This is a genomic window from Pandoraea oxalativorans, assembly GCF_000972785.3.
Taxonomy (GTDB): Bacteria; Pseudomonadota; Gammaproteobacteria; order Burkholderiales; family Burkholderiaceae; genus Pandoraea; species Pandoraea oxalativorans.
This window is the reverse complement of sequence record NZ_CP011253.3, coordinates 5,366,179-5,380,814: the sequence shown is the minus strand read 5'-3', so window position 1 is coordinate 5,380,814 and position 14,636 is coordinate 5,366,179. Positions and strand designations below refer to the sequence as shown.

11 protein-coding genes and 1 tRNA gene are annotated in these 14,636 nt (G+C 57.2%); all 12 read left to right on the top strand.

The window, feature by feature from the left end; genetic code table 11:
• Positions 1–81 precede the first annotated feature (81 nt).
• Entirely contained in the window at positions 82–1,791 is a 1,710-nt protein-coding gene (gene soxB / locus MB84_RS23785) for a thiosulfohydrolase SoxB (protein WP_046290125.1), read from the top strand.
• 104 nt (positions 1,792–1,895) lie between these two features.
• Positions 1,896–1,971: transfer RNA gene (locus MB84_RS23780), tRNA-Ala, on the top strand.
• Positions 1,972–2,509: 538 nt separating this feature from the next.
• A complete protein-coding gene (locus MB84_RS23775; protein WP_052652734.1) occupies positions 2,510–3,796 on the top strand; it encodes an O-antigen translocase in 1,287 nt (428 codons plus the stop codon).
• A 79-nt stretch (positions 3,797–3,875) separates the two neighbouring features.
• Entirely contained in the window at positions 3,876–5,075 is a 1,200-nt protein-coding gene (locus tag MB84_RS23770) for a glycosyltransferase family 4 protein (protein WP_046290124.1), read from the top strand.
• Between the two features lie 12 nt (positions 5,076–5,087).
• Positions 5,088–6,242 carry an EpsG family protein gene (locus MB84_RS23765; RefSeq protein ID WP_046290123.1) on the top strand — a complete coding sequence of 385 codons (1,155 nt, stop codon included), beginning with the start codon at positions 5,088–5,090 and terminating at the stop codon, positions 6,240–6,242.
• Positions 6,239–7,285 (top strand): polysaccharide biosynthesis protein, encoded by a 1,047-nt coding sequence (locus MB84_RS23760; RefSeq protein ID WP_046290122.1) that lies wholly within the window; start codon positions 6,239–6,241, stop codon positions 7,283–7,285. The genes MB84_RS23765 and MB84_RS23760 overlap by 4 nt, the downstream gene beginning before the upstream one ends.
• Positions 7,286–7,301: 16 nt before the next feature.
• Positions 7,302–8,396 (top strand): UDP-2-acetamido-2,6-beta-L-arabino-hexul-4-ose reductase, encoded by a 1,095-nt coding sequence (wbjC, locus tag MB84_RS23755; RefSeq protein ID WP_342672620.1) that lies wholly within the window; start codon positions 7,302–7,304, stop codon positions 8,394–8,396.
• 3 nt (positions 8,397–8,399) lie between these two features.
• A complete protein-coding gene (wecB, locus tag MB84_RS23750; protein ID WP_046290120.1) occupies positions 8,400–9,533 on the top strand; it encodes a non-hydrolyzing UDP-N-acetylglucosamine 2-epimerase in 1,134 nt (377 codons plus the stop codon).
• A 63-nt stretch (positions 9,534–9,596) separates the two neighbouring features.
• Complete coding sequence (locus MB84_RS23745; RefSeq protein ID WP_046290119.1) at positions 9,597–10,832, top strand: glycosyltransferase family 4 protein; 1,236 nt, start codon at positions 9,597–9,599, stop codon at positions 10,830–10,832.
• Positions 10,829–11,437, top strand: a complete 609-nt coding sequence (locus tag MB84_RS23740; protein ID WP_046290118.1) for a sugar transferase — start codon at positions 10,829–10,831, stop codon at positions 11,435–11,437. The genes MB84_RS23745 and MB84_RS23740 overlap by 4 nt, the downstream gene beginning before the upstream one ends.
• 55 nt (positions 11,438–11,492) lie before the next feature.
• A complete protein-coding gene (locus tag MB84_RS23735; RefSeq protein WP_046290117.1) occupies positions 11,493–12,668 on the top strand; it encodes a DegT/DnrJ/EryC1/StrS family aminotransferase in 1,176 nt (391 codons plus the stop codon).
• A 14-nt stretch (positions 12,669–12,682) separates the two neighbouring features.
• The gene (locus MB84_RS23730) at positions 12,683–14,590 is read left to right on the top strand and encodes a polysaccharide biosynthesis protein (RefSeq protein ID WP_157122831.1); all 1,908 of its coding nucleotides are present in this window, start codon (positions 12,683–12,685) and stop codon (positions 14,588–14,590) included.
• Positions 14,591–14,636: the final 46 nt, after the last annotated feature.

The window sequence follows — 14,636 nt, the reverse complement described above, 5'->3', positions numbered from 1 at the left end:
CGCAAAAAACAACGCGCAGAAATAACAACGGCGGCGACGCATGGTGAGACGCGCGCGCCCCGCAGATGCAACGGAGACGAGATGAATCGACGCGAGTTCATGCAAGTACTGGCAGTGGCGGCCGCAGGCGGGATGGCGCTGTCGCATCACGAGACCGCTGCCGCCAAGGCGGCCGCAGCGTTCTACGATCTGCCGAAGTTCGGCAACGTGCATCTGCTGCACTTCACCGACTGCCACGCGCAGTTGCTGCCGATTTACTTCCGTGAGCCGAGCGTCAATCTGGGCCTTGGCGAGCAGGCCAACAAGGCACCGCACCTCGTGGGCGACGCTTTCCTGAAGGCCTACGGATTGCGTCCCGGCACGCAGGACGCCTACGCCTTCACCTATCTGGACTTCGCAGCCGCTGCGCGCACGTACGGCAAGGTCGGGGGCTTTGCGCATCTGGCGACGCTGGTCAAGCGCATGAAGGCGTCGCGCCCCGGCGCCCTGCTGCTCGACGGCGGCGATACGTGGCAAGGCTCGGGCACCGCCATGTGGACGAAGGGCCAGGACATGGTCGACGCCACGCTGGCCCTCGGCGTCGACGTCATGACGGCGCATTGGGAATTCACCTACGGCGCGGAGCGCGTGAAGTCCGTCGTCGAAGAACAGCTCAAGGGCAAGATCGACTTTGTCGCGCAGAATGTGCAGACGAACGATTTCGGCGATCCGGTGTTCGCGCCGTACACCATCAAGACGATGAACGGCGTGCCGGTGGCGATCATCGGTCAGGCGTTCCCGTACACCCCGATCGCGAATCCGCGCTACTTCGTACCGGACTGGACGTTCGGTATTCAGGAAGAGCGTCTGCAGGCGATGGTCGACGAAGTGCGCGGCAAGGGCGCGCAGGTGGTCGTGGTGCTCTCGCACAACGGCATGGACGTCGATCTGAAGCTGGCGTCGCGCGTGCGCGGTATCGACGCGATTCTCGGCGGCCACACGCATGACGGCATGCCCAAGCCGGTGGTGGTGGCCAACGCCGGGGGCAAGACACTCGTTACCAATGCGGGCTCGAACGGCAAATTCCTTGCGGTGCTGGACTTCGACGTGAAGGGCGGCAAGCCGGTGGATTTCCGTTACAAGCTCCTGCCGGTGTTCGCGAACCTGCTGCCGGCGGACGCGCAGATGCAGGCGCTCATCGAGCGCGTGCGCGCGCCGTTCGCGGCGAAGCTGGCCGAGCCGCTGGCGATCACCGAAGGCACGCTGTACCGCCGGGGCAACTTCAACGGCACCTTCGACCAGTTGCTGCTCGACGCCGTGATGGCCGAGAAGGACGCCGAGATCGGCTTTTCGCCGGGCTTTCGCTGGGGGACGTCTCTGCTGCCGGGCCAGGCGATCACCATGGAGCAACTGCTCGACCAGACGGCGATTACCTATCCGTACACGACCGTTACGCCCATGACCGGCGAGACGATCAAGACGGTGCTCGAAGACGTGGCGGACAATCTGTTCAATCCGGACCCGTATTACCAGCAGGGCGGCGATATGGTGCGCGTGGGCGGTATGGACTACACCATCGATCCGATGGCACCGATGGGGCAGCGGATTTCGGAAATGCGACTGAACGGCAAGCTCATCGAGGCGGGCAAGACCTACAAGGTGGCCAGCTGGGCGCCGGTCGCGGAAGGCGCGCAGGGGGAACCGGTCTGGGATGTCGTGGCCCGTCATCTCAAGGCGCAGAAGACGATTGTTGCGAAATCTCCGAAAGACCCCGTCATCAAGGGGATGAAGGGCAATCTGGGCGCGGCCTGAAGCGCCTTGAAATCACAGGGATTGCTCGTCAGACGAGCAATCCCGAGCAATTTTGTCGGCTGCTCGCCGCGCTGAGAAAAATCGCTATAATCGGAGCTTCGTGTGGGGCGGTAGCTCAGCTGGGAGAGCGTCGCGTTCGCAATGCGAAGGTCGGGAGTTCGATCCTCCTCCGCTCCACCAAAACATCTTTTCGGCGAGGATGGGATCTCCTTTCTGGCCGTCGATAGTGCTGAACTGAATTGAGGTGGCGCATGCCCACCGTGCGCGTTTCATCACTCAAACCCCGTACCTGACCGTCTGCCGAGATTAACGCTCGCTGAACTTCGTGCGTCACCGCTTAGTGTTGGCGGTTGTCCGTGATGCCCGGGACGGTTGGCACGTTCTGATCGGCGTGTCACCGAGGCGGTGCTTGCTTCACTCTTCCAATTTGTTACACACGGGTCGCGATTCGTCGTGGCCGTTCGAATATAATTCGACTCTCTTTGCACGGCGCTGAGGCATGGCGATTCCTCGGTTGTGTCGAAGATATGACATGAGAAATTTGAACCCACAAATGAGAAGGCGAGCCGAGGTCGCTCAGTTCACCTGACATCTCCCATGCCGTTCCTGGTCTGCCATTCAAAAACAATGACGAGTGCGGACATATTCGCATCGGGGGCCGCCAAGGAATCAGCAAGTCCGATGTCATTCTTGCATTTTCAGACCATAGAGCCACGAATTGTCCCTTCTTAGATCAAGTGCCGGTTTTGCCATTTCCACGGCGGTGCGGATATTGGTCGGGTTGCTGATCGTCAAAAGCATGGCGTGGCATCTCGGCCCGCAAGCGTTCGGCATGCTCGGGCAAATGATGACAGTGGTCGCCATCGCCAGCATGTTCGCTGGTGGCGGCACCGCGCTGGGTCTCACTAAACAACTCTCTGAACCAGTTAGCGAAGCCATTAAACTGCAGCGGCTCGGATCCGCGATGGTTATTTACGTGGCCGTTTCGTCCATCGTGACGATAGTGCTCGTGTTCGGCAGTCGCGCGTTTGCCAGAAGTTTGCTCGACGACGCTGGCAGTATGGTCGTCATATGGGCTTTAGCTGTCGGTTATTGGCTTGTTGGCATCTATAGTGTCGTTCAATCGATATTTAGCAGCAGGCAGGACGTGCGCTCCTTGGTCGCCCTGAATATCGTGGGGGCCTTGGCCGGCGCAGCCGTGTTCCTGACACTGCTCTATGGGTTCGGCTTTATCGGCGCAGCGTTTGGATTGGTTGCCATGCCGGCGATCAACGGGCTGTCGGCGCTGCTGTTTGCACGGATTCGTCTGCCGGTGCCCTGGCTCAAGCTTCAGTGGAATCCGAATTGGGAAAGCGCGCGCGAGCTTCTCGCATACGGAGGCGTGATGCTTGTGTCGGCAGCGGCGGTACCTATGGCGCAGTTGGCGATGCGAAATATGCTGGGGGAAAGACTCGGCTGGGACCAAGTGGGCTACTGGCAGGGCGTGCTGAAGATATCCGATGTGTACTTTCAGTTCGTGGGCGTTGTGTTGACGAGTTTCATTCTGCCGAAGTTCGCTGCTGCGCGATCGATCAAGCAGATCGATGGCATCCTTCGCTCGATTTTCTCGACGTTGCTCCCTCTAGCGGTCGTCATGTTGATCTCCGTTTACCTGCTGCGCAATATCATCATCGAGCTGCTCTTCAGCCGATCGTTTTTTCCAATGACGGATCTGTTCCTACCGCAGGTTTTGGGGGACTTCATCCGGATATGTGGTTCAATCATTGCCTACATATTCCTTGCGCGCGGTTGGCGACGTATTGCGATCGCTTCGGAATTGTTGCAGGCAATTGTTCTGCTTGTCGGTACCTGGCTACTTGTCGGTCGCGTCGGAATCATGGCGCCAATTTATGCCTATTGCGTGAGCGCCACGCTAACGCTGGTGTTGATGCTCTGGACGTATAGCCGTCTCAGGCTAAAGATGGCGGTGATAGGTGAAGATGTGCAGGCCAGCTCTATCGGTTGACACCGGGGCAATGTGTTTTCAAGTCGAACGATATATGTAATCGCCGATTTTCCCGGTTGGCGAAAGATTGAGGGAACGGATGAGAGTATTGATTCTCTGCACCAAGTTTTCCACCGTTGAGTCAGACGGGTGGCTGACCAACGATTTGGCGGCAGCTTATGCGAGCGCCAAACACGATGTTACGGTGGTATGCGTTGACTGGTCTGGGCAATCGCATTCGCAAGTACTTGCGATGTACGGAAACGTGCGCGTGATTAACACTCCCATTGACTTGTCGGCGGTGCGCAGATTGCCGGCGAGTTTGCAGAAGATGTATAAGTGGTTTTGGGCATCGCGCGCGGCGATTCCGTATGTCGATCAGCATCTGGCTGTGGAGCCTTACGATCTTTTTGTGGGGTTTTCTCCTGCGTCAACGGCATTCTGGGTTCAACGCCATTTGCTCAAACGCCTCAAGCCGAAACGGAAGTACATGGTCCTGTGGGATTTCTTTCCCAGGTATCACCATGAACTCGGCCTCATTCCTGCTGGACCAATCTTCAGGATCGCCAAGTGCATGGAAACGCTTGCGATCAAGCAGTTCGACACGGTCGGCGTGATGTCGCCGGCCAACATTCCCTACTTTTGGAAAGAGACTCCCACGTTTGCAGGACAGGTGGAGGTGCTTCCTCTGTGGGGGCCGCAGGCACTGGCTAGCGAGGGTGATCGAAAGGAAATTCGCGGGCGTTATGGCTTGCCTCAGGACGCCGTTGTCGCGATTTTTGGCGGTCAGCTGATTCCCGGTCGGGGCATCGAACTTTTACTCAGGCTGGCGGAAGCATCTTCCGAAAGCTGCCCGGGAGTGATCTTCGCGATCGCTGGAAGCGGGCCGCTGGAGGGCTATCTTAAGGCGCGTTTGACTGAACCTGCACTATCGAATGTGCGGTATCTGGGAAAAATTCCGCGCGACGAATATCTCACGTTCTTAACGGCGTGCGACATCGGCGTTGTTTTCAACTCCGGAACCGTCAGCGTGCCGACCTTTCCTTCAAAGTCAATTGACTACTTCCGCGCGGGGCTTCCTATTCTCGGTGCAGTGGAGGCTGCAACTGACTACTCTGAAATTCTCGAAAACGATATCCATGGGGGGTATTCTTCGGTCACGACACAATTCGAGCGTATTCAGGAAAACCTTGCCAAATTGTGTGCGTCGGAAAGTCACCGTCGGGAGTTGGGCGAGAATGGGCGCAAGTATTTTCAAGCGAAAATGACGGCCCCACAAATCGTCGCTCAGATTCACTGAGTCCGAGCGTCTATGAGTTTTTATCTCGTTATCGCATTCGTCCTCAGCATTGCTGCGCTGGTGCAGGTTGTATGGCGAAAGCGAATCCTCTCGCTCGGGGCGCTTGCTGTTCTCGCGCTATGGGCGCTGGCCGCGTTGCGATACCGCACGGGCTACGATTGGCTCGTCTATCAAGCATTCTTTGATCAGTACGCTCCGGATTACATAGGTGACGGTTCCGGAATGGTGCCGATGGAGCCACTGTATGTGTTGCTGAATATTGTTGTGGCAAAGATGACTGGGAGTTTTCAGGTCCTTTTGGTTGTGATCGCCACGTTCAATATTTGGGTTTTGTATCGATTTGTAAAGCTCGCCCGAGCCGATCTCGTTTTCTGTTGCGCTTTTTATTTTTGCCTTGTGTATCTGCCGTTGCAAATGGGCGTGTTCCGTCAGTCATTGGCCGTTTCAATGTTCATGATCGGAATGATGTATGCGTCCCGTGGCCGCAACAATATGGCGATGTTCTGTAGTGTTATAGGCGTTGGATTTCAATATTCCAGCGTTATCTATTTTTTCGTATATTGGCGTAAGGGCGTTCGCTTCGTGATGAGGCGTCCCGTTTTGTTCGTCGGCGTCGTACTTCTGTTTTACGCACTCGGCATTGGTGTCGCATCCCTCGCACTCGAGGCGTTGTCCAAGCTAAGTTTGTCGTTCATCTCGGAGAAGGCCGCCATCTACGCGTCGACGGGGGCGTTCGAACGCTCTCCCGGGGCCATCGCCTACCTGCTGGTAAACTGTGGGATCTTCCTGTGGGTCAATAAACGGCTCCCGGAGCGCAGTCGGTTTCAGGAGCTACTTTTCGGTGCGATAATTCTTCAGATCGCATTTCAAGGTCTCTTGTTCGATTTTCCGATTTTCTGGAACCGCGCGCAGTATCTCGCAGTGCTTCCGCAGGCGATTCTGCTATATCAGGCTGTTTCGATGCAGCCGATCGTTGTGCGAACGGTTGTAGCGTCGACGTCGTTGGCATTTGTTGTCTCGGCGCTTGTTTATCAACTAGTAAACCCTCTGATCGAGCCTTACATACCGTACTACTCATATCTCGAATACAAATTCACGGGAGATATTGGGGACGGGCTCGGCAGAACGCTTGAGTATTACCGAAGATTTGAGGCCCATTTACAATGAGTATCAGTTCGTTCAAAAACAAAGTGCTGTTGATTACCGGCGGCACGGGTTCGTTTGGCAATGCGGTACTGCGCCGCTTTCTCGATACTGATATCGGTGAAATCCGTATTTTCAGTCGCGATGAAAAGAAGCAGGACGACATGCGCAAGCGCTATAACAGCGACAAGCTCAAGTTCTACATTGGCGACGTCCGCGATCCGGCTTCGGTGATCAATGCGATTCGCGGCGTGGACTTCGTGTTTCATGCGGCTGCACTGAAGCAGGTTCCGTCGTGTGAGTTTCATCCGATGGAAGCGGTTAAGACCAACGTGATGGGTACGGAAAATGTGCTCGAAGCGGCGATCCAAAGCGGCGTGTCGCGCGTTGTCTGCCTGAGTACCGATAAGGCTGTCTATCCCATTAACGCGATGGGCATTTCGAAAGCCATGATGGAAAAGGTCATGGTCGCGAAGTCGCGCTCGGCGGACGACAACAAGACGGTGATTTGCGGCACGCGCTACGGCAACGTCATGGCATCGCGTGGTTCGGTAATCCCGTTGTTCGTGCAGCAGATGCGCGACGGTAAGCCGATCACGGTGACTGATCTGCTGATGACCCGTTTCATGATGACGCTCGATGACGCGGTGGAACTGGTGCTTTACGCTTTCCAGCATGGTCGTAACGGCGACATCTTTGTTCAGAAGGCGCCGGCGGCGACGGTAGAGACGCTCGCGCGCGCGCTTCGAGAAATGCTTGGCAAGCCCGAGCATCCGATCAACGTGATCGGTACGCGTCACGGCGAAAAGTTGTATGAAACGTTGCTTAGCAGAGAAGAGCTTGCGGCCGCGGAAGATCGTGGCGACTACTATCGTGTTCCGCCTGACCTGCGTGATCTCAACTACGGCAAGTATGTCGAACAAGGCGAGACGAGTATTTCGACTGCAGAGGACTACAACTCCCACAACACCGAGCGCCTGGACATCGCTGGCATGAAGGTGCTGTTGCAGAAGCTCGCATTTATGCGTGCTTTGCAAGCAGGGCAAGACGCTCAGCCGGAGGAGTGATCCGATGAAGATCGTTGTGACCGGTGCGAACGGTTTTGTCGGCAGGAATTTGTTGGTCCATCTCGAGGAGATGGGCGGGCATGAATTGGTGCGTGTTGGTCGCGACACGTCGGACGAAGCGCTCGACGCTGGCCTGCGCGATGCGGACTTCGTGTTCCATCTTGCGGGCGTCAATCGTCCGAAGTCACCCGACGAATTTGTCTCGGGCAACGTCGATTTCACGCAAACGTTAGTTGAGAAGTTGGTAGCGACTGGCCGCAAGGTGCCCGTTGCCTACACCTCGTCGACTCAGGCCACAGCGGAGAATCCTTACGGGCAAAGCAAGGTCGGCGCTGAACTGGCCTTGCAGGCGTACGCGCAGCGCACCGGCGCCGCAGTGTATCTGTACCGGTTGCCGAATATTTTCGGTAAATGGAGTCGCCCGAACTACAACTCGGCGGTCGCCACTTTTTGTCACAACATTGCACGCGGCTTGCCGATCGAGATTCACGCGCCGGACGCCAAGGTGCGTATGGTCTATGTCGATGACGTTTGTGCGGCATTTTTGGCGCTGCTCGCCGACAATGCGCCCGCGCCCGGATTCGTCGATGTCAGCCCGGTTTACGAGACGACGGTCGGTGAACTCGCGGATCAGATTCGCGCATTCCGACAGAGCCGAGATTCGCTGGTGAGCGAACGTGTCGGTACAGGCCTCGTGCGTGCGCTGTATTCGACTTACGTGAGCTTTTTGCCGGACGATGATTTCGCTTACGATGTTCCGATGTACGGCGATGCACGTGGCGTTTTCGTGGAAATGCTCAAGACACCCGATGCAGGGCAGTTTTCGTATTTCACAGCCCATCCCGGGGTGACGCGCGGTGGTCACTATCACCATTCCAAAACCGAAAAATTCCTCGTCATCAAGGGGCGCGCCCGCTTCGGGTTTCGCCACATCGTGTCAGGTCAGCGCCTCGAAATTGAAGTGAGTGGCGAGAAGGCTCAAATCGTGGAAACGGTGCCGGGTTGGGCGCATGACATCACCAACATCGGTGAAGATGAAATGGTCGTGATGCTGTGGGCAAATGAAATTTTTGATCGTTCGCGACCCGATACGGTAGCGCACAAGGTGTAAGTCATGCGCAAAATGAAAGTGATGACCGTTCTCGGGACACGTCCTGAGATCATTCGACTCTCGCGTGTGATGGCGCGTCTGGACCAGTATTGCGATCATGTCATTGTTCATACGGGCCAGAATTACGATTACGAACTCAACGAAATCTTCTTTCGCGATCTCGAGGCGCGTCGGCCGGACCATTTCCTGAACGCTGCGGGTGCGAATGCCGCGGAAACGATTGGTAAAGTCATCATTGCGGCGGATCGGGTGATGGAATCGGTTTGCCCGGATGCCGTGCTGGTGCTGGGCGATACGAACAGTTGCCTCGCCGCCATCCCCGCAAAGCGCCGCAAAATCCCGATTTTCCACATGGAAGCGGGGAATCGTTGCTTCGACCAGCGCGTGCCGGAAGAAACCAACCGTCGTATCGTTGACCATACCTCGGACATCAACCTGACGTACAGCGATATCGCGCGGGAGTATTTGCTGCGCGAAGGATTGCCACCGGATCGCGTTATCAAGACCGGGAGCCCGATGTTTGAGGTGCTGACGCATTACGCGCCGAAGGTCGACAGCTCCAACGTACTGGGCGAGCTGGGTCTCGAGGCCGGCAAGTATTTCGTGGTCAGTGCGCACCGCGAGGAAAACGTCGATTCGCCCGTGAATCTCGCCAAGCTTGGCGAAACGCTCAACGCGGTTGCGAATGCCTATGGCGAACCAGTGATCGTGTCGACGCACCCGCGTACGAAGAAGCGCATCGAAGCGGCCGGGCTGACATTTGCGCCCAACGTCCGGTTACTCAAGCCTCTAGGTTTCCTGGATTACATCCGGCTTCAGCGCGACGCAAGAGCGGTGCTTTCGGACAGCGGGACGATTACGGAAGAATCGTCGATTCTGAACTTCCCGGCCGTCAATATCCGCGAAGCGCACGAGCGCCCGGAAGGCATGGAAGAGGCCTCCGTCATGATGACGGGCGTTGATGCTGACCGAGTGTTGCAGGCGCTGGCGATCCTTGCGGACCAGCCGCGCGGCGAGAATCGTCTGCTCCGACAAGTGGCCGATTACAGCATGCCCAACGTTTCCGACAAAGTTCTGCGCATTATCCTCAGCTACACCGACTATGTCCGGCGCACTGTTTGGCGCCAGACTGTCTGAGCCGTGTCGTCAACAAGCAAAGCATAACCTGAGCAGCACGGCCGGTTACAGGATGGCAATGAAGTGAAAGTACTTATCGTTTCGCAATGGTTCGATCCGGAGCCGACATTCAAGGGACTAATGTTTGCCAAGGCGCTAGTCGCGGCTGGGCATGAGGTGGATGTCATAACCGGGTTTCCGAACTACCCCGGCGGCAAGGTCTACGACGGCTACAAGGTGCGTTTGCTTCAGCGAGAAGTCATGGACGGCGTGCGCATCACGCGTGTTCCGTTGTATCCGAGCCATGACGGTTCGGCGATGCGCCGAGTCGCGAACTATGCGAGTTATGCCGCATCAGCGACGCTGTACGGCATTTTTGGCGCAGGTCGTGCGGATGTGATCTACGCATATCATCCGCCACTTACCGTTGGTATGGCCGCTTCGCTTATCGGGATGTTCCGTCGTACGCCGGTGGTGTGTGACATTCAGGACATGTGGCCTGACACGTTGCGCGCGACGGGCATGCTTAATAGCGAGCGCGCGCTGAACGTCGTGAGCAAATTCTGCGATTGGGTCTATCGTCGTGCGGCAAGGGTAGTGGTGCTTTCGCCGGGCTTCCAACGCCTGTTGCAAGAACGCGGTGTCCCGGCCGGGAAGCTCGACGTTATCTATAATTGGTGCGATGAGACCGGTTTGACGCAAGCGGCCGCGCGTCCGGCCGAGGGCGATCCCTACGGCTTCGCCGGCAAGTTCAATATTGTCTTTGCGGGAACCATGGGTAAGGCACAGGCGCTCGACGCTGTGCTCGACGCCGCGAAGCTTGTGGCACCGAAGCGCCCGGAGATTCAGTTCGTATTTGTTGGCGGTGGTATCGAAGTCGAACGACTCAAGGCGTCCGCTGCGTCGCAGCAATTGGAGAACGTCCGCTTTATACCTCGCATGCCGATGTCGGAAGTTGGTGCGCTACTCAATGCGGCAGATGTTTTGCTCGTCCATTTAAAGGACGATCCGTTGTTCGCGATCACGATTCCGTCCAAGACGCAGGCCTATATGGCGGTCGGAAAGCCCATCCTGATGGCGGTGCGTGGCGATGCCGCGGCACTCGTCGAACAAGCGGGCGCAGGATTTGTTGCGACGCCGCAAGATCCTGTAGCAATAGCGGAGGCCGCTTGTCGTTTCGCCGCGTTGTCGCGTGAAGAGCTCGTCGCCATGGGCTCACGAGGCGCGGCATTTTATCGGGACCACCTATCGGTTGCTGTCAACGTGTCAAAGTTTGGTGAAGTCTTTGAGCGGGTCGTCGCGGAGCGGAGGCAGGCATGAAGCGGACTTTTGATTTTCTTGTCGCCCTGTGCGCGTTGATTGCACTGAGTCCGATACTGTTGGTTGTTTCGGTCTGGGTCGCGATTGCATTGGGTCGCCCCGTATTGTTCCGGCAAGTCCGTCCGGGCAAGGATGGCCAACCGTTTCGGATGTGCAAGTTCCGTAGTATGTCGGATGCGCGAGACAAGGACGGTAACCTCCTGCCGGATAGCGAGCGCTTGACGCGTTTTGGCAAGTTCTTGCGCAGCAGCAGTCTGGATGAATTGCCTGGGCTTTGGAATGTGCTCAAAGGTGACATGAGCCTTGTCGGGCCACGTCCGCTCCTCACGGCCTACCTGCCGCTCTACAGTCCCGAGCAAGCGCGGCGTCACGAAGTACGTCCGGGCATTACAGGATGGGCGCAAGTCAATGGTCGTAACGCGATTTCGTGGGACGACAAGTTCCGTCTGGATGTCTGGTACGTAGACAACCAGTCATTCGCGCTGGATATCAAGATCCTGTTGCTCACCGTTAAGAAAGTGTTTGCCCGTGATGGCATCTCCGCTGCCGGTGAGGCCACAATGCCCGCGTTCAAAGGCAGTCAGGCCGAGACGAAGCGGCCCTGACGCCGATCGCGACAAGAACATTACATTAATCGACAGACTCTCCCAGAACCGTCAGATGCTCAATACTCGACTCTCTCCCTGGCCCAGCTATTCGGAAGACGAAGTAGAGGCCGTTGCCGCTGTCCTCCGCTCGAATAAGGTTAATTACTGGACGGGCTCGGAAAGCCGCGAATTCGAAAAGGAATTCGCCGCATACATTGGGTCTCGGCACGCCATCGCGTTGGCGAATGGCACACTTGCGCTAGATCTTGCGCTCCATGTTCTGGGCATCGGCGCGGGTGACGAGGTCATCGTGACGTCGCGTACTTTCCTTGCCTCCGCCAGCTCGGTGATCAATGCGGGAGCGATTCCCGTCTTTGTCGATGTCGATCGGGACTCGCAGAACATTACGGCGCAAACCATTGCGCCCGCTATCACGTCGCGGACCAAGGCAATTCTCTGTGTTCACCTGGCCGGCTGGCCCTGCGACATGGACCCGATCATGGCGCTCGCCGAAGCGCATAATCTGTATGTGATCGAGGATTGTGCGCAGGCGCATGGCGCCAAGTACAAGGGGCGCCACGTCGGCACTATCGGGCACATGGGTGCATGGTCGTTTTGTCAGGACAAGATCATGACGACTGGTGGTGAGGGCGGCATGCTCACGATGGACAACACCGATTGGTGGAAGGCTGCCTGGGCATTCAAAGACCACGGCAAGTCGTACGACGCAGTCTACGAGAAGCAACACCCGCCGGGGTTCCGCTGGCTGCACGAATCGTTCGGCACCAATTGGCGAATCACCGAAATGCAGTCGGCGATTGGCCGCATTCAATTGCGCCGACTCGATACGTGGAAGGCGCGGCGCCAGGCGCTCGCGGCACGGCTAGACGAGGTACTGCGCAAACACGATGTGGTTCGTGTGCCTGCCATTCCGGCTGATATTGAGCATGCCGAATACAAGCACTATGTCTTTGTTCGCCCTGAGCGTTTGCGCGACGGTTGGACCCGGGACAAGATCATCGAGGCGCTGACGTCGAGGGGCGTGCCTGCTTATCAGGGATCGTGTTCGGAGGTTTATCTGGAGAAAGCGTTCGACAACACTGGCTGGCGGCCTGAAGAGCGTCTGCCAGTTGCACGAGAATTGGGCGACACGAGCCTGATGTTCCTGGTGCATCCCACGTTGACCGACGACGAGATGGCGTTTGTCTGCCGCGAACTGGAAGAGGTATTGACGGCGGCCGCGCGCTAAACAATATGCTCAGTATGATCGTGAATCTGCCGCGTAGTGCAAAGATCACCGTGATGGCCGCAGCGGATGCCATTCTGCTGCCGTTATCATTGTGGACCGCCATCGGACTGCGTCTCGAACTTTGGCAGTTCCCGCAAATCCACGCCTGGTGGGTGTACGTTCTGACATCCGCACTGGCGATCCCGATATTCATGTGCCTTGGCTTGTATCGCGCAGTCGTGCGGTTTATGGGTACGCGCGCGATGCTCATGATTGTGCTTGCCGTGACGCTTTCCGTGTGGGCGTTCGCGGGCACGTTGACGTTGCTGATTCTGCCGCCGGTTCCACGAGGCGCGTTGCTCATTTACTGGGTGATTTCCGTCGTCTACATCGTGGGAAGCCGCCTTCTTGCACGCGCGGCGCTGTTGAACTGGCGCCCTTCCGAGCGTGGTCGCGCTGTCATCATTTACGGATCGGGGAGTGCTGGCTGTCAGTTGGCCGTGGCGTTACGTGCAGGCAAGGAATATCAGCCGATCATGTTTGTGGATGACAATCCCGCGCTGCACAGTCTGGAAATCATGGGCCTGCGCGTGCGCGATCCCAAGGATTTGCCGAAGTTGGTCAACCGCTTCCAGGTTGAGCAGATTCTGCTGGCAATTCCGTCGGCCGGACGTAGCCGCCGCATTGAAATCATCAATAAGCTCGAAGCGTTGCGGGTGGAAGTGCGGGCGATTCCGGGGATGGCCGATCTGGTCGGCGGGACGGTACGAGCGACCGATGTGCGAGAAATCGAGATCGACGACCTGTTAGGACGAGAAACGGTACCGCCCGATCAGAGACTACTGGAGGCCAATGTTCGAAACAAGAACGTTTTGGTCACCGGTGCTGGCGGATCGATCGGCTCGGAACTTTGCCGACAGATCGTATTGCTGCGTCCTCGCCGCTTGGTTCTGTATGAGCTTTCGGAGTACGCGCTGTATTCCATCGCGCAGGAATTGGAACTGGTCGTCGGTCAGCGTGAATTCAGCGACATCGAGATCGTGCCGGTACTTGGTTCGGTACAGAATCGCGATCGTGTCACGGACATCATGCGTCGCTATGGCGTGCAGACCGTGTATCACGCCGCAGCCTACAAGCACGTGCCTTTAGTTGAGTTCAACATGACTGAAGGCGTGCTCAATAACACATTTGGCACGAAAGCCGCCGCAGAAGCGGCGATCGCGGCGGGAGTGGACACGTTTGTGCTCATATCCACGGACAAGGCCGTGCGCCCAACCAACGTCATGGGCGCTACAAAACGCTTCGCCGAACTGGTGCTTCAGGCGTTTGCCAACGATCCGAGCGTCAAGACCCGGTTCTGTATGGTGAGGTTCGGCAACGTCCTGGGATCGTCGGGTTCTGTGGTGCCGCTTTTCCGTAAGCAGATTCTCGCGGGCGGGCCCGTGACGGTCACGCATCCTGAAATCAACCGGTATTTCATGACAATCCCTGAAGCTGCGCAGTTGGTGATTCAGGCCGGTGCGATGGGGGCATCAGGGGAAGTCTTCGTGCTTGATATGGGGGAGCCCGTGCGAATCGTAGATCTGGCGCGTCGCATGATCCACCTTTCTGGATTTTCCGTTGCGGAAGAGGGGCGCAATAACGGTGATATCGCCATCGAATTCAGCGGGTTGCGTCCTGGTGAGAAGCTTTACGAGGAATTGCTGATCGGCGATGACGTGACCGGGACGCCGCACGCAAAGATCATGATGGCCAACGAACACTTCATTGGCCGTAAAGAGCTGGAAGGAGTGCTGGAGATTCTTGCCGACGCGTGCCGGAACAACAAACACGACGTCATCATCAACACGCTACGTAATTGCGTGTCGGGTTTCCGTCCGGAGTCGGAAATTCGCGACCATCTGTACACGGTCAACCAACGTGCGGTGCACTCCGTGTCTTAAGCGCAAACTCGCCAGCAGCTTGTTTGTCAACGAAGGGCTGCCGGTG